Annotated in this window: 17 protein-coding genes and 2 pseudogenes; 8 read left to right on the plus strand and 11 right to left on the minus strand. The window is 71.2% G+C overall.

What is annotated here, in order from left to right; translation table 11 throughout:
- Nucleotides 1-67: 67 nt before the first annotated feature.
- The 3 genes from ACFV4F_RS36680 to ACFV4F_RS36690 all read right to left on the minus strand — a co-directional run bounded on the left by ACFV4F_RS36680 (nt 68) and on the right by ACFV4F_RS36690 (nt 3,362).
- Nucleotides 68-1,642: an alpha/beta hydrolase gene (locus ACFV4F_RS36680; protein WP_380509303.1), complete on the minus strand. Its 1,575-nt coding sequence runs from the start codon at nt 1,640-1,642 to the stop codon at nt 68-70.
- Between the two features lie 136 nt (nt 1,643-1,778).
- Nucleotides 1,779-2,417, minus strand: a complete 639-nt coding sequence (locus ACFV4F_RS36685) for an NAD(P)-dependent oxidoreductase (protein WP_380509305.1) — start codon at nt 2,415-2,417, stop codon at nt 1,779-1,781.
- 30 nt (nt 2,418-2,447) lie between these two features.
- Nucleotides 2,448-3,362, minus strand: a complete 915-nt coding sequence (locus tag ACFV4F_RS36690) for an EamA family transporter (protein WP_380509308.1) — start codon at nt 3,360-3,362, stop codon at nt 2,448-2,450.
- A gap of 112 nt (nt 3,363-3,474) precedes the next feature.
- Here ACFV4F_RS36690 and ACFV4F_RS36695 point away from each other — a divergent pair, with 112 nt between their 5' ends.
- Both ACFV4F_RS36695 and ACFV4F_RS36700 read left to right on the plus strand, forming a co-directional pair.
- On the plus strand, nt 3,475-3,972 hold the full coding sequence (locus ACFV4F_RS36695; protein WP_380440281.1) for a MarR family winged helix-turn-helix transcriptional regulator: 498 nt from the start codon (nt 3,475-3,477) through the stop codon (nt 3,970-3,972).
- A gap of 19 nt (nt 3,973-3,991) precedes the next feature.
- On the plus strand, nt 3,992-4,921 hold the full coding sequence (locus ACFV4F_RS36700; protein ID WP_380440283.1) for an NAD-dependent epimerase/dehydratase family protein: 930 nt from the start codon (nt 3,992-3,994) through the stop codon (nt 4,919-4,921).
- Nucleotide 4,922: 1 nt separating this feature from the next.
- Here the strand turns inward: ACFV4F_RS36700 and ACFV4F_RS36705 are convergent, their stop codons facing one another.
- Nucleotides 4,923-5,753 (minus strand): L-histidine N(alpha)-methyltransferase, encoded by an 831-nt coding sequence (locus ACFV4F_RS36705; RefSeq protein WP_380440285.1) that lies wholly within the window; start codon nt 5,751-5,753, stop codon nt 4,923-4,925.
- A gap of 29 nt (nt 5,754-5,782) precedes the next feature.
- Between ACFV4F_RS36705 and ACFV4F_RS36710 the strand changes: the two genes are divergently transcribed.
- Entirely contained in the window at nt 5,783-7,279 is a 1,497-nt protein-coding gene (locus ACFV4F_RS36710; RefSeq protein WP_380440287.1) for a PLP-dependent aminotransferase family protein, read from the plus strand.
- Between the two features lie 76 nt (nt 7,280-7,355).
- Here the strand turns inward: ACFV4F_RS36710 and ACFV4F_RS36715 are convergent.
- A pseudogene (locus ACFV4F_RS36715) lies at nt 7,356-8,063 on the minus strand (helix-turn-helix domain-containing protein); the annotation flags it as partial.
- Between the two features lie 111 nt (nt 8,064-8,174).
- Between ACFV4F_RS36715 and ACFV4F_RS36720 the strand changes: the two are divergent.
- Nucleotides 8,175-8,702 carry a DUF6463 family protein gene (locus ACFV4F_RS36720; protein WP_380509310.1) on the plus strand — a complete coding sequence of 176 codons (528 nt, stop codon included), beginning with the start codon at nt 8,175-8,177 and terminating at the stop codon, nt 8,700-8,702.
- Nucleotides 8,703-8,830: 128 nt separating this feature from the next.
- On the opposite strand, the gene ACFV4F_RS36725 is transcribed toward ACFV4F_RS36720, so the two are convergent.
- Nucleotides 8,831-9,538 (minus strand): response regulator, encoded by a 708-nt coding sequence (locus tag ACFV4F_RS36725; RefSeq protein ID WP_380509313.1) that lies wholly within the window; start codon nt 9,536-9,538, stop codon nt 8,831-8,833.
- Nucleotides 9,535-10,776 carry a sensor histidine kinase gene (locus ACFV4F_RS36730; protein WP_380509316.1) on the minus strand — a complete coding sequence of 414 codons (1,242 nt, stop codon included), beginning with the start codon at nt 10,774-10,776 and terminating at the stop codon, nt 9,535-9,537. The genes ACFV4F_RS36725 and ACFV4F_RS36730 overlap by 4 nt, the downstream gene beginning before the upstream one ends.
- 139 nt (nt 10,777-10,915) lie before the next feature.
- On the opposite strand from ACFV4F_RS36730, the gene ACFV4F_RS36735 reads away from it, so the two are divergent.
- Nucleotides 10,916-12,118, plus strand: a complete 1,203-nt coding sequence (locus ACFV4F_RS36735; RefSeq protein WP_380509319.1) for a serine hydrolase domain-containing protein — start codon at nt 10,916-10,918, stop codon at nt 12,116-12,118.
- A gap of 81 nt (nt 12,119-12,199) precedes the next feature.
- Nucleotides 12,200-13,343: pseudogene (locus ACFV4F_RS36740) on the plus strand (serine hydrolase domain-containing protein).
- A 701-nt stretch (nt 13,344-14,044) separates the two neighbouring features.
- Here ACFV4F_RS36740 and ACFV4F_RS36745 read toward each other — a convergent pair.
- Complete coding sequence (locus ACFV4F_RS36745) at nt 14,045-15,544, minus strand: hypothetical protein (RefSeq protein ID WP_380509322.1); 1,500 nt, start codon at nt 15,542-15,544, stop codon at nt 14,045-14,047.
- Nucleotides 15,545-15,800: 256 nt separating this feature from the next.
- On the opposite strand from ACFV4F_RS36745, the gene ACFV4F_RS36750 reads away from it, so the two are divergent.
- A complete protein-coding gene (locus tag ACFV4F_RS36750) occupies nt 15,801-15,950 on the plus strand; it encodes a hypothetical protein (RefSeq protein WP_380509325.1) in 150 nt (49 codons plus the stop codon).
- A 325-nt stretch (nt 15,951-16,275) separates the two neighbouring features.
- Nucleotides 16,276-17,244, plus strand: a complete 969-nt coding sequence (locus ACFV4F_RS36755) for a restriction endonuclease (RefSeq protein WP_380509328.1) — start codon at nt 16,276-16,278, stop codon at nt 17,242-17,244.
- A 336-nt stretch (nt 17,245-17,580) separates the two neighbouring features.
- Here the strand turns inward: ACFV4F_RS36755 and ACFV4F_RS36760 are convergent, their stop codons facing one another.
- The 3 genes from ACFV4F_RS36760 to ACFV4F_RS36770 all read right to left on the minus strand — a co-directional run bounded on the left by ACFV4F_RS36760 (nt 17,581) and on the right by ACFV4F_RS36770 (nt 20,172).
- A complete protein-coding gene (locus ACFV4F_RS36760; RefSeq protein WP_380509331.1) occupies nt 17,581-18,648 on the minus strand; it encodes a hypothetical protein in 1,068 nt (355 codons plus the stop codon).
- A gap of 121 nt (nt 18,649-18,769) precedes the next feature.
- Nucleotides 18,770-19,339, minus strand: coding sequence for a peptide deformylase (locus ACFV4F_RS36765; protein ID WP_380509334.1), 570 nt, complete (start codon nt 19,337-19,339; stop codon nt 18,770-18,772).
- Nucleotides 19,336-20,172, minus strand: a complete 837-nt coding sequence (locus ACFV4F_RS36770) for an XRE family transcriptional regulator (protein WP_380509337.1) — start codon at nt 20,170-20,172, stop codon at nt 19,336-19,338. The genes ACFV4F_RS36765 and ACFV4F_RS36770 overlap by 4 nt, the downstream gene beginning before the upstream one ends.
- Between the last annotated feature and the right edge of the window lie 273 nt (nt 20,173-20,445).

A 20,445-nucleotide genomic window follows, 5' to 3' on the forward strand; every position in this document is an offset into this window, starting at 1 on the left:
TCGCAGCCCCCGCCCGGGGCCGCCCCGGTGCCGGCCCCCGCGGCCGCCGCCGAGCCGGCGGCGGGGATCAACCCGCCTGCGGGGAGGGGCAGGTCAGGTCGTGCTCGGGTGCCCGGCCGTCCAGCAGGTAGCGCTCGACGACTCCGGTCACGCAGGTGTTGGCGGTGGGGTACTGGCCGTGGTCGCCGTTGCCGGTGACGGTGACCAGCCGTGAGCCCCGCAGCGCGTGGTGGGCGCCGAGGGCGGCCTCGTAGTACGTCGCCGGGTCGTGCACCGAGTTGAGCATGACGGTCGGCGGCAGGTTCGCGCCCGTCACCTTCACGTGCGGGGCGTGGGTCTTGGGCCAGGACGCGCAGACGGCGCTGAAGGCCAGCGTCCGGGCGCCCGCGAGCGGGTAGCGGGCGGTGTTCTCGGCGCCGCGCTCGACCCAGGTGTCCAGGTCCCTGGTCCACGGGGTGTCGGAGCACGTCACGGAGAAGTACTCGGCGAGGAACTCCGGGCTGAGGTAGTGGCCGAACACCTGGCCTGCCATGTCCTTGGCCGCGGCGTCCGCGCCGTCCCAGTTGTCGACGGCCGCCAGCCCCTGTGCGAGGTAGGGGAAGTTCTCCTCCTCGTAGATCGCGCCGATCGCGCCGTTGTCGAGCTGGTTCGGGCCGATCGTCACCGACCCCGCGACGATCGGGCTGTCGTGCAGCGCCGCGCGCCGCTTCTCCCAGCGGTCCTTGACCTCCTGCGGCGTCGAGCCGAGGTGGTAGGTGCTGTCGCGGGCCGCGAGCCACGGCACGAAGTCCTCGTCGAACCGCCGCTGGAAGCTCATCGGCTGGCCGAGCTCGAACTTCTCCCAGGTGCCCTCGAAGCCGATGTTGCTGTCCAGCACCATCCGCTCGACCCGGTGCGGGAACAGCGTCCCGTAGTAGGCGCCGATCATCGAGGCGTAGGACGGCCCGAAGTAGCTGATCCTCGGCTCGCCGAGCAGCGAGCGGAACAGGTCGAGGTCGTGGACGGTCTGCTCGGTGGTCAGGTAGGGGAGCAGGTCCCCGCTGTGCTCCTCGCACGCGGCCACGAGGGCCTGGGCGTTGGAGACGACGCGGTCGACCGCCTCGGGGGACTGGTCGCGGTAGTCGCCCGCCATGAACTCCTGGAACTGCTCCGGGCTCTGGCACTGCGCCCGGGTGCTGCGCCCGACCCCGCGCTGGTCGAAGCTCACGATGTCGTAGGCGGCACCGACCTTCGGGGCCTTGGTGGCGAGGCCGGCCGGGCGCAGCAGGCCCGAGGCGCCGGGGCCGCCGGCGGCCATGAGGAGGGTGCCCTGGCGGTGGGCGGGGTCGCCGGCGTGGTGGCGGGAGACGGCGATGGAGAGGTCGGCCCCGGCGTCCGGGTGGTGCCAGTCGCGCGGGACGGTCATCGTGGCGCACTCCAGGGCGGGCTGCCCGTCGCACGGCTTCCAGTCGAGCTGCTGTTGGGCGTAGCGGGCCGGGACGCTCACGGCGTCGCCCGGGTCCCGGGCGTCGTTCGGGGCGGCACCGGCGGTGGCGGGCAGTGCGAGCCCGGCCACCACGGCGGCGGCCACGACGATGGCGGCGCGGCGGGTGCGGGAGGCGGCGGGCTTCGGGGCGGCGACGGTGTCGGTGGCTGTCTTCACGTGGAAAATCCTGTCGGACCGGCGGCTGACGGGCGATCACGTGGGCATCCGTTTCGGGGGTGGTGCCAGCTACACCCCCGTGCGGGGGCCGGCCCCCGGTCCGTCGTGCGGGGCGGACCGGGGAGCGGGCGTCGGATCAGTACGCCGCGGTGAAGCGGGTGCGGCGGTGGGCGGGGGTTTCGGCCTCGTCGAGGAGGGCGCTGGCGAGGTCCTCCATCGAGATCGCGGAGTCGCCGTCGGCGTCCACGAGCAGTTCGTCGCGCCCGAGGCGGAACCGGCCGGTGCGGGTGCCGGGTTCGAGCAGGGCGGCCGGGCTCAGGTAGGTCCAGTCGACCTGCTCGTCGGCGCGGTAGAGCGCGAGCTGCTCGCCGCAGGCGAGGGCGATGGGGAGGATCGCGGCGGGGAAGCCCGGGGTGTCGACGAGGAGGGTGCCGCCGGTCCCGGGGACGGTGAGGCTGCCCGCGCCGCCGACGGCGAGCAGGCGCACGTCCGTCCCGGCGAGGCCGGCCAGCAGGCCCTTGGTGGCGACGGCGAGTTCGCCCTCGCTGCCCGGCGCGGGGCGGGTGGTGGTGATCACGACGTCCTGGCCGGCCGCGAGCCGTGCCACGTCCTCGGCGTCGCGGGCGTCGCCGACGGCTGTCGCCGCGGTGGCGGGCAGCCCGTGCGGCTTGCCCGGGTCGCGGACGACGGCGGTGACCTCGTGGCCGCGGGCGAGCGCCTCGGCGACGACCCGGCTGCCGACGTTGCCGGTCGAGCCGAACACGGTGATGCGCATGGGGATTTCTCCTTCGAAGGGGTGGCGGGATCAGACGTTCTCGTGGACGGACGGCTTCGGTGCCGGCCCGGCCTGTGCCGCGGCGGTGGTGCGCGGGCGCTGCCGCTGGGCGGCGACCAGCGAGCCCAGGACGACGAGCGCGCCGAGGACCTGCAACGGCGTGAGGTCCTGTCCGAGGACGAGCCAGCCGAGCGCGGTGGCGACCACCGGGCTGAGCAGGGCCAGGAAGGACACCGAGTTCGGCGGCAACGCCCGCAGCCCGCGGAACCACAGCACGTACGTCAGGGCCGCGCCGACCAGGCTGAGGTAGAGGTATCCGAGCACGTTGGTGCCCGTCAGGTGGGACGGCGGGGCGCCCTCGACGACCAGGGCGGCCGGGACGAGCAGCAGCCCGCCGGCGGTGAGCTGCCACCCGGTCGTCGCGAGCACCGGCGCGGGGGAGACCCAGCGCTTGGCGAGGACGAGGCCGGCGGCCATGACCACCGCGCTGCCGACCGCGGCGGCCAGGCCGACCGCGTCGAGCCGGGCGCCGGCCCGCAGCACGAGCAGGCTGACGCCCGCGACCCCGGCGATGCCGGACAGCACGGTGCGCAGCGTGATCCGCTCGCCCAGCAGCGCCGCCGAAAGCGCGGCGGTGACGAGCGGCTGGACGGCGCCGACGGTCGCGGCGATGCCGCCGGGCAGGCGGTAGGCGGCGACGAACAGCAGGGCCTGGAACAGCGCGATGTTGAGCGCGCCGAGGACGAGCGCCCGCCACCACCAGTCGCCCCGTGGCAGCCTGCGGGTGAGGGCGACGAGCAGGAGCCCGGCGGGCAGGCAGCGCAGGACGCCGGCGAGCAGCGGCCGGTCGGGCGGCAGGAGTTCGGTGGTGACGAGGTAGGTCGAGCCCCAGACGGCCGGGGCCAGTGCGGTCGGCAGCACGATGCCGAGTCGATGTCTTAGCACTAAGCCAATGTATCTCAGTGCTAAGACATTTCTTGGCGCTCCGGTGCCGTGAGGTGGCTCACAGTTACCTCACCGCTAAGGAATCACGGGGTCGATCCCCTACCCTGGACCCGTGGCAGATCATGTGGACCGCGTCGTCGCGCAGTGGGGCGCCGAGCGCCCCGACCTGGACGTCTCCCCGATGGAGGTGTTCGGCCGGCTCAAGCGCCTCTTCCGGCTGGTGGACGCGGAACTCAACCGCACCTTCGGCGAACACGGCCTGGACGCGGCCTCCTTCGACGTCCTCGCCACCCTGCGCCGCAGCGGCCCGCCCTACCGGCTCACCCCCACCGGCCTCATGCAGTCCGCCATGGTCACCTCCGGCGCCATCACCCAGCGCCTCGACCGCCTGGAGGCCCGCGGCCTGGTCACCCGCACCCGCAGCGACCAGGACGGCCGCAGCCGCGAGGTAGCCCTCACCTCCGAGGGCCACGACCTCATCGACCGCGCGCTGCCGGCCCACCTCGCCACCGAGTACCGCATGCTCGCCGGCCTCGACGAGGAGCAGACCGCCGCCCTCGTCGACGCCATGCGCACGCTCCTCGCCTTCCTCGGCGACAGCGCGGAGTGACGGGCCCTAAGGTGTCGCCGTGAGCTTTCATCTGGTGGTGGGATACGGGCCCGCGGGGGCGGCCACGGCGCGGCTGCTGGCCGGGCGTGGGCACGAGGTACGCGTCGTCACCCGGTCGGGGCGGCCCGCCGAACCCGGCATCGAGCACCTCGCGCTGGACGCCTCCGACCCCGCCCGGCTGACCGAGGCCGCGCGCGGCGCCGTCGCCGTCCACGGCTGCGCCGCGCCGCCCCTGCACCGCTGGGCCGCCGAACTGCCGCCGCTGGCCGACGCGCTGTGCGCCGCGGCCGAGGCGAGCGGCGCGGTGCTCGTCCTGCTCGGCAACCTGTACGGCTACGGCCCGGTGGACGGCCCCCTCACCGAAGACCTGCCGCTCGCCGCGACCGGCCGCAAGGGCCGGGTGCGGGCACAGGTCTGGGAGCGGGCGCGGGCGCTGCACGAGGCGGGCCGGATCCGGGCCGTCGAGGTCCGTGCCGCCGACTTCTTCGGCCCCGGCGTGACGGACCGCGGCCACCTCGCCGCCCGCGTCGTGCCCCGCGTCCTGGCCGGCCGCCCCGTCGCGGTCCTCGGCGACCCGGACGCGCCGCACAGCTGGACCTACCTGCCCGACGTGGCCGCCGCCCTGGCCGAGGCCGCCGACGACGAACGCGCGTGGGGCCGGGCCTGGCACGTCCCGACGGTCCCGCCGGCGTCGGCCCGCGCGATGGTGGCCGGCCTCGCGGAAGCGGCGGGCACCGGCCCGGTCGCCGTCCGCCGCACACCCCCGGCCGTCCTCGCCCTCGGCTCCCTCGTCTCCCCGCTGCTGCGCGAACTGCGGGAGACGCTCTACCAGTTCGACCGTCCGTTCGTGATGGACTCCTCCGCCCACGAGTCCACGTTCACCCTGCGCGCCACCCCGCTGGAGGAGCAGTTCCGCGCGACCGTCGAATGGTGGCGCGGGCGGCGCTGAGTCAGGGCTTCACCGCCACCGCCTTGAAGAACGTGTAGTGGAACGTCCCGCCCGGGTCCGCCGCGCGGCGCAGGGCGGCGATGCCCTCGTCGAACGCGGCGGGCGTGGCGAGGCCGGCGGACAGGGCGTCGTCGCGGACGGACTCGACCATGGCGACGAAGGTGCGGCGCGTGAAGCCCTCGACGAGGGACGGGCGGGACGCGTCGGCGTACACCGTGCGCGGGCGGACGGTGACGTCGGAGAAGCCGGCCGCGGTCAGGAGCGGGTGCAGGCGGCGGCCGACCAGGGCGTCGCCGCCCGCGTCGGACTGGAGGCGGACGAGGTGGCCGACGGCGGCGCGGGCGGCCGGACTGTCCGGGTGGAAGAAGGCCGAGCCGTGGTCGCCCTCGATCACCGTGATCGTGCCGCCCGGGCGCAGCACGCGCCGCAGGGCGGCCAGGCCGGCCGCCGGGTCGGCCAGGTGCTCCAGGACGAAGCACAGGAAGACGTGGTCGAACGTGCCGTCCGGGAAGGGCAGTTCGTGCAGGTCGCCGTGGTGCCAGGCGACCTCGGCGGCGGGCGCGTGTGCCGCCACCCGGGCCTGCGCGCGGGCCAGGGACTCGGCCGAGATGTCGGCCGCCGTCAGCCGTACGCCGGGGCTGGCTGCCAGCAGGTGCACGGTCTGCGCGCCCACCCCGCAGCCCGCTTCCAGGACCCGGCTCCCGGGCGGGTACGCGGTGCCCGCGTGGAGCAGGTCGGCGAGGGTGTTCGCCTGGTCGTCGAGGCGGCGGGCCTCGGTGTCGGAGTAGCCGTGGACGTAGGGGCCGTCGTGCGGGGCGGTCTCGGTGGTCATGGCCTCAACCTTCGGCCCACAATGGCCCGGTGAACAGGTCCATAGGCGACGCTCCCGACCGGTCCAAAGAGTCCGGCGCCGCCGACCCCGGCGCCGACTTCCTCCAGCTCGACACCGCCGAGGCCCCACCCGGCGGACTCACCGACTGGCTCGCCCACCGCCTGCGCGAGGCGGTCGCCGACGGCCGCCTCCCGGTCGGTGACCGGCTGCCCGCGACCCGCGTGCTCGCGGCCGAACTCGGCGTCTCCCGAGGGGTGGTGACCGACGCCTACCGGCGCCTCGCCGAGGAGGGACAGGTCGCCGGACGGGGGAGGGGAGGCACCGTCGTCGTCGCGGCCCCCGCGCCGCCCGTGCCGGCACCGCCCGCCGCCCGCCCGGAACCCCCGCTGTTCCGCCCCGATCCCGGGCCCGAGGTGTTCGACGCCCTGCGCGCCGCCCCCGCCCGGATCGACCTCTCGCCCGGCCGCCCGGACCTCGCCGCCTTCCCCCGCGCCGCCTGGCTGCGCGCCGAACGCGCCGTCCTCGACGGCCTGTCCGCCCACGACCTCGGCTACGGCGACCCGCGCGGCACGCCGGAGCTGCGCCGGGCCGTCGCGCACTGGCTCGCCCGCAACCGCGGCGTCCGCGCCGACCCCGACGAGGTCCTGATCACCGCCGGCACCGCCCAGGCCCTCGCCCTGACCGGCCAGGCGCTCGGCCGGGCGGGCATCACCGAGGTCGCCGCCGAGGACCCGGGCTCGCTCGGCGCCCGCCAGCACCTCGCGCACTGGCTCGCCGCGACCCCGCCCGTCCCGGTCGACGCCGACGGCGTCCGGGTCGACGCGCTGCGCGCCACCGGCGCCCCCGCCGTCCTGCTCACCCCCGCCCACCAGTACCCGACCGGCGTGGTCCTCAGCGGGGAGCGGCGGCGCGAACTCCTGCGCTGGGCGGGCGAGGGCGGGCTCGTCATCGAGGACGACTACGACGCCGAGCACCGCCACGACCGCCCGCCGGTGCCCGCCCTGCGTGCCGCCCTCCCGGACCGCGTCCTGTACGCGGGCAGCGTCTCCAAGCTGCTCGCGCCCGCCCTGCGCACCGGCTGGCTCCTCGTACCGCCCCGCTTCCGCGAGGACGTCCTCGCCGCCAAGCGCTACGCCGACCTCGGCAACCCCGTCCTGCCGCAGCTCGTCCTCGCCCGGGTGATGGAGTCCGGCGCGCTCGAACGCCACCTGCGGCTGCTGCGCCGCCGCCACCGCCGCCGGCGGGACGCGATGATCGCCGCCGTCCGCGAGCACCTCCCCGGCGCCACCGTGCACGGCGCCGCGGCCGGGCTGCACCTGATGCTCACGCTCCCGGCGGACCTCGGCTGTACCGACACCGAGCTGGCGACGGCGGCGCTCGCGCACGGGGTCAAGGTGCAGCCGCTGTCGTGGCACGCGCGACTGCCGTACGCGCAGGGGCTGGTCCTCGGGTACGCGGCCGGTGCGCCGGGCGAGATCGCGGAGGGGGTGGCGGTGCTGGGGCGGCTGGTGCGCCGGTCGGGGTAGCCGAGGGTGCCGGGGGCGTTCGTGTCCGGCTCTCGGTGGAGCGTTTCAGGGTCTCGGCGAGGGCGGCGCCGGGGGTGCGGCCGATGAGTGCGGTGACGGTGCGGGTCAGGTGGGCCTGGTCGGCGAACCCGGCCTCGGCCGCGGCGGTCGCCAGGCCCGCGGCGCCGCTGTGCACCATCGCCTCGCGGGTGCGGTGCCAGCGGCGCAGGCCGGCCAGCGGGCAGCCGGCGGCTTCGGCCGACAGCTGCCGCAGGCGGCGCGGGGAGACGCCGACCCGTTCCGCGACGGCGGCCAGGTCCGTTCCGGTGCGCAGCAGGTCGACGGCCCGCCGGAAGCGGGGGTCGGCGGCCGCGGGCGGCCCGAAGAGACCGTGGACGGCGCGGCGCACGGCATGGAGCTCGAAGCCGCCGTCGACCGCGGCCAGCAGTGTGCCGACCTGTGCACGGTCGAGTTCGTGGACGCGGCGCCCGGCGGGGAGCGCCAGGCCGTGGGGGTCGATCCAGAGTCGGGTGCCCCCGTCCGGGCGGGTGAAGGTCGTGGGCAGGCCGGGCGGGATCAGCAGCCCGGGGCCGGCGGCCACCCGGCCGCGGTCGTCGGTGGCGGTGACCGGACCGTCCCAGGACAGGGTCAACTGCCAGGCCGGTGCGGCGTGTGGTCGCACCGTGCCGGAGGTGGACGCCGCGAAACAGGTGAACTCGGCGGCGACGGCGGCGAAAGCCAGCCGGCCGTCGCCCTCCAGGCGCCAGGACCGCGACTGTTCGACCACGTCGGCATCGTCGCACACGCTCCCGGTCCCGCTCCCGCGTGGCTCTGCGGGCGCGCATTGCCGTTCCGTTCAAGCCCGCGGCCCGGCGGCCGGAGGACCATCTCCCTACCCGAACGAGGAGGTGCGGTCATGACGACCACGACCGGGGCGAGGCCGGCCCCCACGACCGGAATCATCACCTGGGCCGGATGGCTCCTGGTGGTGTTCGGAACCGCGCACACGGTGCTCGCGCTGACCAAGGAACACGCCGCGAGCCACATCGGGGAGTGGCTCGGCGGGGAGCTGTGGGGCGCCTCCCTGTCCGAGATGAGCCCGGCCGGAAGCGCGTACTGGCTGACGGTCGACAGCTTCGCCCCGCCCTTCGTCATCATCGGCCTGACCATCCTGTGGCTGAACCGCCGCGGCATCGCCCCGCCGCCGTTCATCGCCTGGGCCCTGTTGACCTGGACGGTGGCCGGCGCGGCACTCGCCGGATTCGCACCCCCGCTCGACCTGGCCGCGGAGATCCTGCTGCTGGTCGCCGCCCGCCGCGCCAATTCTCCCGAACGCCGTCCGCCGGGGTTCACACCCGTCCTGACCTGCGACGGAGCGAACCGATGGACGGTGGGTGAACCCGGCGGGACGGGGGTGAACGAGACCACAACCGAGACCATGTGACCGGCTGGCGCAGCCCATGGCGGCCGAGGGGCCTACTTCGGAACGTCGCCCGCGAGCCACCAGAACTGCAGCCGGGCCGCAGCCGGGATCGCGTTGTAGCCGTCTCGGTCGGGTGCCGTTCGGAATGGTCAGCCGGTGAAGCCCGGGACCACCAGGCCGGATTCGTACGCGATCACCACGGCATGGGTCCGGTTCTGCGCGCCGAGCTTGGTCAGCACATTTCCGACGTGGGTCTTGACCGTCTCCAGGCTCACCGTGAGGGACTCCGCGATCTCCGGATTGGAGAGCCCGGTGGCCATCAGGCGCAGTACCTCCTCCTCCCGGCCGGTCAGGGCGGCCTGCGGCAGAGCCTCGGCGGAGCCCAGCGGGCGGGCGGCGACCATGCGGCCCAGTGCGGCCGGGAATAGGACCGCTTCGCCCGCCGCCACCACCCGGACCGCCTCGGCGATCCGGCGGACCGGGAGGCGCTTGAGGACGAAGCCGCTGGCGCCCGCGCTGAGGGCGGCGGTGACGTAGCCGTCGTTCTCGAAGGTGGTGATCACCACGACCTTCGGCGGGTCGGCTGCTTCGGCCAGCAGTCGGCGGGTGGCCTCGATCCCGTTGCGACGCGGCATCCGGACGTCCATCAGGACCACGTCCGGCCGCAGGCTCTGCGCCCGTTCGACCGCCTCGACGCCGTCGGCGGCCTCGCCGACCACCGTGATCCCCGGCTGTGCGGCGAGCAGCATGCGCAGGCCGCTGCGGGTCACCTCGTCGTCGTCCGCGATCACGAGGGTGATGGCGGGGCTGTCGACGGCGGGGAGGGCGATGCCTTCGCCCGCGTCGGATCCACTCACGCCGAGACCCGTACCGGCAGCCGGACGGCCAGCCGCCAGTGCTGCGTCCCGTCCGGGCCGGCCTGGAACTCACCGTGCAGCAGCCGTACGCGCTCGGCCAGTCCGGGCAGGCCGTGGCCGGAGGTCGGGAAGGAGTCCGGTCCCGGGCCCGGCCGTGCCCCGGTCCGGTTGACCACCGCGAGATCCAGTCCGTCCGGCCCGGCCGCCACCCGGACTTCGATCGGGCCGCCCGCCCCGTGGCGCAGCGCGTTCGTCAGCCCCTCCTGGAGGATCCGGTACGCCGCCCGGGAGAGCGTCCCCTGCACCTGCGTCAGCTCACCCGACAGGGCCGGTTCCACCACCGCCCCCGCGTGCCGCAGACGGTCCAGCAGCTCGGGGAGGTCGGCCAGGGTCCGGGTCGGCGCTGTTCCCGACTGTTCCTCGCGCAGCACTCCGAGCACGTAGTCCAGGTCCTCCAGCGCGGCCCGGGTCGACTCCTCGATGCTGCGCAGGGCGGCCCGCGCCGCCGCCGGGTCGGCGGAGAGCACCTCGCCCGCCACCGCGGCCTGGATGGTGGCCGCCGTCAGCGTGTGTCCGATCGAGTCGTGCAACTCGTGAGCGATCCGATTGCGTTCGGCCAGCAGCAGCTCCCGCTCGGCAGCCAGTGCGAGCCGCTCGGCCGCCGACGGGCCCAACAGCCTCGGCGCCGACCACCGCAGGGCCTTCGTCACCAGTGCGCAGACGGCCACCGCCAGCAGGATGCACACGGCCGCCACCACCCAGCTCCACCCGCCCGACACCCGGACCGAGGTGCCGAACAGGCTCGCCCGCGCCTCGCCGCCGAGCCAGTTCCCCGGCAGGGAGAGGCCCATGATGAACAGCACCCCGCTCGCCAGCGCCCCCGTCCACCCGACGGCCACGTGCAGCACCAGCCAGACCGGGGTCCGCCAGCGGTCGAGGCCGAGTGAACCAGGGGCCCGGCGACCGGCCACCGGATTCGGCAGCGGCACCCGCAGCAGCCGGCGGGCGGACACGACCAGCGCCCGCCGTACGGGGCGCGCCAGTCCGACCACGCCGACCAGCACCGCCCAGACCAGCAGGACCAGGACGATCTGCACGCCTTCCGGAGCGGATCGCCACGACAGCGCCGGCAACAGGGCGAGAGGCAGCAGCGGAAGGCTCGCCAGCGCGCCGCAATAGGCGAACAGCACACCCGAATACGTGGAGCCGCGCAGCAGCGGCCGGATTCCCCTGATCATGGTCGCCAGTATTGCCGGGCAGCCCACCGGCAGCCTCCCCCGAAAGGGGGAGCGATTTCTCCCGCCTTCCCGCGATGCGGTCAGAGGCCCCTGGAAACCAGGATCGTGCCCAGACCAAACGATCCCCAGGAGTTGACTGATGCGTGCTCGGATCCGGCAGGGCCTTCGTTCCTCGACCCGGCAGCAGGGCGGCAGGCGGCGACGAGCGGCGTCGGCCGCCGCCGCGGTGGCCATCGGCGTCATGACGCTGGGCGCCCTCGCCCCGCCCGCCGCCTCCGCCTCCGATTCCGCAGCCGCCTCCGCTGCTGCCGCCGTCAGGCCGGACGCCGTCCAGCAGGCCCTGAACGCGCTGGTGCGCGACGACGGGATGCCCGCCGCCCTGGCGAGCGTCCAGGACCGGAACGGCCGCACCCGCACCTACACCGCAGGAGTCGGCGACCTGACCACCGGCTCGAAGGTACCCAGGGACGGCCAGGTACGGATCGGCAGCAACACCAAGGCGTTCACGGCGGTCGTGGTCCTGCAACTGGCCGGCGAAGGGAAGATCGGCCTCGACGCCTCCGTCGACACCTACCTGCCCGGCCTCGTCCGTGGGGAGGGGATCGACGGGCGCCGCATCACCGTCCGCCAGCTCCTCCAGCACACCAGCGGACTCCCCGACTACGGCATCCACCTCGACGACGACGAGATCAGGAACCGGTACTTCGAGCCCCGCGAGCTGCTCGACATCGCCCTCCGGTACAAGGCCGACGCGGCTCCGGGGACGACGTGGGGGTACAGCAACACCAACTACGTCCTGGCGGGCCTGATCGTCCAGAAGGTCACCGGCCGCCCCCTGGCCGAGGAGATGGACCGGCGCATCATCAAGCGCATCGGGCTGCGCCACACCTACTTCCCCGCCCCCGGCGAGATGACCATCCGGGAGCCGCACCCCCAGGGCTACCACCGAAACCCGGTGGACGGACCGCTGCGCGACTTCACGGAGTCGGACCCCTCCGCCGGCTGGGCCGCAGGCCAGTTGATCTCCACCAACTCCGACCTCAACCGCTTCTTCACCGCGCTCCTCGCCGGCCACCTCCTCCCGGCGGACCAGCTCGCCGAGATGCGCACGACCGTCCCCGCCGGGACCTCGGGCCTCCGCTACGGGCTGGGGCTCACGAGCAGGCCGCTGTCGTGCGGCGGCGTCTACTGGGGCCACGGCGGCGACATCGCGGGGTACGAGACCCGAGGCGGTGTCACCGACGACGGCCGCGCCGCCAACGTCGCGGTCACCACCATCCCGACGGACGAGGCGGCCACCCAGCACGTGAAGGACGCCGTGGACAGGGCCCTGTGCGGCTGAGGCACGCCACCCCGCCCGGGCCGGGCTCGCCGGGCCCGGGCGATCCGAACGAAGATCCGGCAATCCCCCAGGAGTTGACTCATGCGTGGACGGACACGGCAAGGACTTCGGCGGCGACGGGCCCTGCCGGCCGCCGTCGCAGTGGCCATCGGCGTTATGACGCCGGGCGTCCTGTCGGCGCCCCAGGCCTCCGCCGCCAGGCAGGATTCCGTCCAGCGGAGCCTGAACGCGCTGGTGCGCGACGACGGGATGCCCGCCGCGCTGGCGAGCGTCCAGGACCGGAACGGCCGCACCCGGACCTACACCGCAGGAGTCGGAGACCTGGCCACCGGCGCACCGGTACCCGTCGACGGGCAGGTGCGGATCGGCAGCAACACCAAGACCTTCGTCGCGGTCGTCGTCCTCCAGCTCGTCGCGGAGCGGAGGGTGGACCTGGACGCCTCCGTCGACACCTACCTGCCCGGCCTCGTCCGCGGGGAGGGGATCGACGGGCGCCGCATCACCGTCCGCCGGCTCCTCCAGCAGACCAGCGGACTCCCCGACTACAGCGACTACCTCGGGGACGACGTCCGGTACTACGCCCCCCCACGAACTGCTCGCCACAGCCCTCCAGCACCCGGCCGACTTCGCCCCCGGGACGAGTTGGAAGTACAGCAACACCAACTACGTCCTGGCCGGCCTGATCGTCCAGGAGGTCACCGGCCGCCCCCTGGCCGAGGAGATCGACCGGCGCGTCGTCCGACCCGCCGGGCTGCGCCACACCTACTTCCCCGCTCCCGGTGACGCGAGCATCCGGGAGCCCCACCCCCACGGCTACTACCGGGAATCGGCGGGCGCGCCGCTGCGCGACATCACGGAGATCGACCCCTCCTGGGGCTGGGCGGCAGGCCAGATGGTCTCCACCGGCTCCGACCTCGACCGCTTCTTCAGCGCACTCCTGGCCGGCCACCTCCTGCCCTCGGCCCAGCTCGCCCAGATGCGCTCCACCGTCCCCGCCGAAGCGACCTTCGGTCCCGGCGCCCGCTACGGACTTGGACTCGTCAGCCGCCCGTTGCCGTGCGGCGGCCTCTCCTGGGGCCACGGCGGCAGCTTCCCGGGGTACGAGACCCGGGGCGGCGCCACCGACGACGGCCGCGCCGCCAACGTCGCGGTCACCATGCAGCTCACCGACGAGGCGGGCCGGAGGAATCTCGAACGCGCCGTGGACACCGCCCTGTGCCGCTGAACCTCGCCGAGCGCGTGCCGCGAAGCAGAACGACCGATGGGGCCGACATGACGTCGGGCCCATCGGCCGCATGCGTGCGCAGCCGCCACATCGTCACCGCCGCGACGTCGGCCGGGCTGATCTAAGGGCCGCCCGGTCGCTTACCTCGTGATGGAACTCCTTGAAGGCCGGAGCCTGGATCGCCTGATCAGCGATGGCGTACCGGACCTCGGTGACGTACTCACCTGGGCCGCGCAGATCCGCGGCGCCCTCACTGCGGCGCGCGTGCCGCGACGGGTCCGAGAAGTCAGGCGAATCGCTGGTCGGCCCCGTCGTGATCCTGCCCATCGGGATGCTGCAGCCACATAACGACGAAGAACCCGGCCGCAGTGCGGTCGGGTCCTTCGTTTGCCCTGGCGGGCAGAGGCGGAGGATACGAGATTCGAACTCGTGAGGGGTTGCCCCCAACACGCTTTCCAATTCTCCCGAACGCCGTCCGCCAGGGTTCGGTCCCGTTCTGGCCTGTGGCGGAGCGACCACCGGTGTGCCCCTGGACCCCGCTGGACGGGGATGAATGAGACCAAAACTGAGACCACCCGTCATCGGCCGCTGGCCGGCCCGGTGGCGCTGCGGAGGGAACGGGCTCCGGGCTCAGGCTGATCGCCAGGTAGTGGTGTTGGAGCCGGAGTCCGGTGAGGTGGCGTACTTGCCGAGGGGCCCTGCTATCGGGGAACGGTCACCGCTGTGAGCCTGCCGTCGCCGAGGTGCAGCCAGCCGCGGCCTGGGCTGGACGATACACCGGCGAGAGAGGTTGCCGAGGCGCTGCCGATCAACTTGCCGGACGCGTAGGTCTGCGGCGCGAGGAGGAGGCCCCGGCGTGCGTTGGTCAGTTCGCTCAGCCACTTCATCGGGTGGTCGATCTCCCGTTCGTTGGCGGCTGCGACCAGAGCTGCGCCTTCGCTCGATCCGTGTTGAAGTAGTTGCCTCAGCACAGGGGACGCACCGCAGTCCGCCAGCACCTCGGCATCGTCCATCACCACCACCACGGGGTCGTCCCGCGTGGCTGTGTCCAATACCTCCTCAAGCGTCTGACGCTCGATGTCGTTTTGAACGAGGCAGGCCAGCACAGACGGTTGTTCTGCTAGTTCGCGCAGCGGCGAAGGCCGTGGGGCGACTAGGAGGAGCCTGGTGTCGCTCGTCAGCAAGGATCGCGCGATGGTCGTCAGTGCGGTGGAGCGCCCCGAACCAGCAGGTCCGGCAATAGTGAAGGCGGGGGCGGATCCGGTTGCGAGATCCGGCCCGTGGGCGGAGAGGGGGTCGCCTCCGACACCTGCGAGCGCCCACAGCGGTGGTACCGCTGGGGGTCGCATCGCCCATGCTTCGTCAAAGCCGATGTCCGAGGGTAGGGAGTTGAAGCGTCGCTGTCGCTCCAGAGCCTCATGGGCCGCGCTCCAGAGCCCCAGCAGCAGCGTGTGGTCCTCCAATTGCAGGTGCGCTGCGTTGGAGAAGGCGACCAGTGCGTCGCGGTCGGGCAGTTCGCTGTGGGTGTACCAGCGGATCCACCTGTCTGCAGAGACCCGTGTCTGTTGTTCCAGCTCAGTGAAGGACCAACGGCGTTTGAGTCGGTGCTCTTCGAGGCAGTGGCGCACCGCGACGAGTTCCCGACGTGCGGGGGAGCGGGCCACCTCGAACTCATGGCTCTGCACCCCGTAGAACGTCGCATTCGCGGGGCGGTGCTCTTCCAGCGCGTCTGCCATCCTGGCGAATCCCTCGCTACGGCGGACCACGCCGAGGAAGACCCTGAGCGCATCCTTGTCGTCCCACAGCGACTGTGCCGCATTGATGATCAGGGCCTTCAATGATTCCAAGGTGGCGTCGCCCGGCGTGTTGTCGTCCGCTTCCTCACCTGGCTCCGTGTCGTCGTCCCGGAGGTTTGCGTGCGCCTGGGCGACTGTCTCGCTGACGGCCAGCTTCCACAGTTCCTTGAATCGGTCAGCCACAGCGTCGTCATCATGGCGGGCGATCTCGGCAAGGGCGCGGACGATGAGGTCGAGGCGGCCTAGCAGTGGCAGGTCGGCCTTCTGGAAGGCATCCAGGACCGCTTGGTGGTTGACGATCCAGAAGCCCTGTGCGTCCTTGCCGATCCGATCGCGGATGCCTCGTGCGGACGGGAGTCCCGCGTCCAGTCGGAGGTCGTGGAGATCGCCGTTCAGCCTTTCCACGCAGGGCTGATGGGAGAGGTCCGGCCTCGTCCACAACTGAGCACTCACGGTTCTGCCCCCGGGGTGGAGTTAACAAGCCGTCAGCCCGACACTCGACGGCGCTGGCCATCGTCAGACTCTGTCACAGGCCGCGCGCTCGCGGCCCCGGTTGGCCAATGTCGTCAGGGACTGTCCGGGGCCGTCAGAGGCAGCTTCCGGTGACCCACGCTGGCTGTGGCAATGGCAGTAGGCCGGTTATAGACGGAAGGCAAGTCCCGTGGAACAGCTCAGCGTTCGCACCGTAGTCCTTCTCCTGGTGGGCATCCTCGCCGTCGTTCTCATCGTGCGCGCACCGACCTTCGGGTTCGCGATGGTAGGAGCGACTGCGGTGGTTGCGCTGTTGGCCCAACTCATGGATAGGGAGTGAGGCTGCCGCCTGAGAGCACCATGTGCAAGGCCGCCCCGGCGCTGGTCACTCTCGGCGAGCTAACCGACCCTGAAGTCTCCGGCTGATCGCTGGTGCGGATCGGGCCGGCCTGGGAGCAGCAGGAACTGCAACTGCGGAAGGACGAGGGCCCCGACTCGCAGGGTGGTCGGGGCCCTCGTTCGCGCTGGTGAAACCCTGCTCGCCCTACGCTTGCATCCCTGTTTGCTGGCGTGTACGCGGCGATGCGTCAGCACGACCTCCCGGATCAAGGATTGTCGTACCTGCTGATCAACAGCCTGTCGCGCGGTAGCGTGATAGGTCTGCGATGGTGCGCATGGAGGAGGGGTCGGTGCAGCAACGTGGTGCCCGCAACAAGGCGATCAACCCAAGCGCCTACAACGCACTAGCCGATGCGCTCTGGAGGACCTTCTGGAACAAGGGCCACTTCGAGCGGTATGTGCGTGGCATGTTGCGGGATCATAGCGAGCTCTTGGCCCGCCTTGATTTTGGCAGGACCAAGCGCGAGACGTCCGGCGAACTGGTGGACCTTCTCCGCGCCAATGAAGCACGGTACCTCGATGTGACCGTGGCGCTCATGCTCGACATTGCTGGGATGGACCGGTTTCCGAACCTCGAAAGCCAGGTCGATGGAGCCGACATGGTGGCCAAGGCTGAGGCTGCCGTGGCCGAGTTGCGCCGATGGACCGGAAAGCAGCAAGAGGTCATCAAGGAGCATGAGGAGTACGCGGCCTCCATCGCCGAGAGTGCCAAGAAGGCCCAGGCCATTCGGGCATTCACCGAGATCCATGAGGATCTGAAACAACGCTTCTTCGTGATGCACTCAGCCGCCGACAAGCACCAGCGTGGGCGAGACTTCGAGGGGTTCATCAACGAGCTTTTCGACTTGTACGACCTGGAGCCGCGGGCCTCCTACAGCCTGGAACATGAGCAGATCGATGGCGCGTTCTCCTTTGATACCGACCACTACGTCCTTGAGGCCAAGTGGTGGAAGGAGTCCATTGGGCGGCCGTTGCTCGACATTTTCAAGTCCAACATTGAGCGCAAGGGCAAGAACACTCTTGGTCTCTACATCAGCATGAGTGGCTTCACCTCGGATGCCTTGGATGTGTACGCCTACAGCACGCCGTTCATAACGGTGGACGGAGGTGACTTTATGGCTGTCCTTGACCAGCGTATTCGCCTTGACGATCTAATCCGCCGTAAGAAGCGCCATGCCAGCGAGACAGGTCACTGCTATCTGCCGGTCTCCAAAATTCTTTCGGATTCGGAGTAGGCTGGCGGATCTCTCTGCCATCTGCTTGCGGCCTTGGCGGCGGCGCGAATTGAGGAAAGGGCATTGCTGCTGAGCGGCTCCCATGTTCGAGGCGGATGGTGGTGAGGTACTCCGCTTTCTGTGCGGAACCTGAGCCGGCAGGACGGGCTCGGTTTAAGCGGCACGGAGCGACTTAATGAGAGCGCGCCGAGGGGCGCTCTCCAGGGTTGTGTACGAGGCCGGCTTGTATGGCGGTCTTGAAGACTGGGTACGGCCGCAGTACGGGAACAACCTCACCCTGCTCGTCATGTGGCCTTCGTAAACTGGCGGCAGCCGCTACGTTCGGTCATATTGCTGCTATGACTCGCCGCCAGGAGAACGAGGCGAGGAATCTTCCTGAAGGCGAAGAGTTTTCACCCAGAGCGCCACGAGGGCGGTCGCAATGGCTGCCAGCGCAGCCTCAGCGAGCCCGGCCAGTGCGAGGATTGCGATTGTCCCAGCGGCTACGGCCGTGAAGATGACAAGCGTGATCAGTTGTCGCCGATCTCTGCGGCGGCGCCGATGTGCCTCAACAAAGTCCGCCTGAATTGGTTCCAGCTCATTGGCGGACTGTCGGGCGATGTCTCGGATTCGGTTATCCGCGAGGCACTCCACAAGATGCTGGATTTCATCTCTTGCGGCGATCCTGCCAGTTTCCCCGTCAAGCTCCACTCCTCCGCGTAGTTTCCTCACGAGTGCGGCTGCAGTCGCGTATTCCTGGACAACGTCAGGCATTGGAGTTCGTCCATCAGGCAGTGCCCGCTGTAGCGCGTATCTCTCTAGGGCTGTGGCCAGGTTTTCTAGGCTTCGCACTGCTTCGGTGTGGGGAGGTTCAAATGGGCGTATGGAAGATGGCTCCACTCCCATTCTGAACGGGTCGATAAGTTTTACCAGCGATTCGTAGGCATGCGTTCCGATAATGGATGTTGTCCAGCGTGATTGCGCAGGGACTCCAGCGAGCAGGAAAATAACTATGCTTGAGAATGCTGGCGCAATCGAAAGGAGGGTTGCTGCCCCTTTCCAGGCGCCGCTTAGCGAATGCTCCGCCCGGCGCATCAGAGCAAGCCCTGCGAATATTGACAGCACGGCAGGCAAGGCCATCTTAAACTTAATCCCACGGAGTGATGCCAGCGTGAGATGATCTGAGCGCTGGAGATATTCTCTTGCAGTCGCCGAAAGTGGAGAGGTGAGCCTTCCTTCCTTGGTGCGCAGTACTGCTGCACGCTGTGCAGCAGCCTTGCGTGCTCCGCGCCAGGAGATCCGCTCTGACCAGGTAGCCTTTGGGAGTCGCGCCGCCGGGGCCGTCTGAAGTGTCAGGCCCAGGCTGATGATCCACATCATTACGGCCAGAGCTCCGAGCACTTTTTGCGTAGAGTCGTTCAGCATTCGTTGATAATGCCAGGCGTTACCGACAATTGGGCGCCGTAGTTAAGGTGGGCGACAACGGTGGGGATCTGAGTGTCGTGTGCCATATCTATACAGACCTCTGGCTTGGGCTGGCCGGGGTTCACTGCTCGTAGGCCCATGCTCGTCCAGTCTGGCGATACTCCTCGACAGGGATGGGCTCGACGCCGGCGGCCATGCGTGCGGTGTAGAGCAGGCCGTCGAGGTGATCGATCTCGTGGTGGATCAGGCGGGCGAGTCCGCGTTCGTAGGTGGTGGTGGCCACCTGGCCGTCCAGGGTGGTGGTCTCCACGGTGATCTGCAGGGGCCGGGGGACCAAGCCGCGAACGTCGAAGAACGATAGGCAGCCCTCGAACTGCTCGTCCGTCTCGTCGGAGCGGTCGGTGATCCGCGGGTTCAGCAGGACGATCGCCGGAGCGTCCGGGGCAGCAGGCTGGACGATGGCAGCGGCGCGGCCGATGCCGATCTGCGGTGCGGCGATACCCATGCCCTTGGCGAAAGGGTGGACTTGGCCGATGCGCTCCATTGCGGTAAACAGCTTCTCGATGACCTGCTCGGCGGCCTCGCGCTCGGTGGGCAGGTCGAACGCTCGGGCGGGCTCGGCGAGTACCGGCTCGCCCTCCTGGACGACGCCGAGATCACGCATCTGCTCGCTGGGCCGCACCTGGATCACCTGAACTCCCCTTGGGTCGTGTCACGTTCGGGTCGGGCCCGGAACCGCCATTCCAGACGGTACCGGGCGTGGAGGGCTGGCGTGGACGTGCTCCAGGAGAAGAGGCGCATCCCCTCCTCGTCTCGCCGGATCGGGGCGGTCCGCAGTGGCGCCGCCTCGGACGTCATGGACGTCTCCATGCCCCACACCGCTGGGTCGAGGTCGGCTGGGAAGACGAGTTCGACTTCCAGATGCTCGGTGGGCAGGCGGACCGCGCGCTGGAACCAGCGGCCCCACTTCTCCTCGCCGACCGAGTAGGCGTACTCGATCCAGACCTCCTCGCCCGGGTAGAGCGGGAAGCGGCCCTGCTCGTTCTCGAACAGTAGCCACACCTCCTTGAACGCGTCGCGGTCGTGCTTGGTCTGCCAGTTCATCGCCTCCCCGCGGCATGTTGCGGTCAGTGCAAGCTCGTCCCAGGTCAGCGGGTGTTCGCGGTAGTGGGCGTTGGAGCGCTCGGGCTCTCCGGGGTAGCGGTCGACGCTGATGCGGATCAAGTAACGGGTGATCGGCTCGCTGCCGGTGTTCCGCAACAGTCGGCGCATCGTCAGCCGGTACTGGGAGCCGTCGAAGTCTAGGCGGGCGCCGTCGTGCGCTACGATGATCAATGAGCCCGTCGCGTACGGCTGCTCGGGGCGGCGCGGGGGTGGCGGAGCCGCAGCTGGGGCTGCTCGGTTCTTTGCGGCCTCGTAGTCCAGCCAGCGCTTCCAGACGGCCTTGCCTGCGTTGAGGGTCTCCTCCGAGCGACGTGCGAAGTCCTCGGCTGGCTTGTGCCGGCCGGATTCCACGTGGCTCACGTACGACGGGTCGAAACCCATCTTGAGGGCGAGCCCCCGCTTGGACGGGCCGCGCACCTCGCGCCCTTACGAGACCTCCGCCGCGAACGCCTCGGCGGCTTCCATTCCTCAACCACGCGCATGCCCAGGCCGTGGTCGAGCAGTGGGGCGCCGAGCAGCCGGGCCGTGCGGCGGAGGTCGGCGCTCGGCAGGATCCGACGGCCCTTCTTCGCCCGCAACTGGTCACGGAGCGTGTCGTGGATCTGCTCGGTGGTGCCGTCACGCTCCCACTCC

This window comes from Kitasatospora sp. NPDC059722 (assembly GCF_042733235.1).
Classification (GTDB): domain Bacteria; phylum Actinomycetota; class Actinomycetes; order Streptomycetales; family Streptomycetaceae; genus Kitasatospora.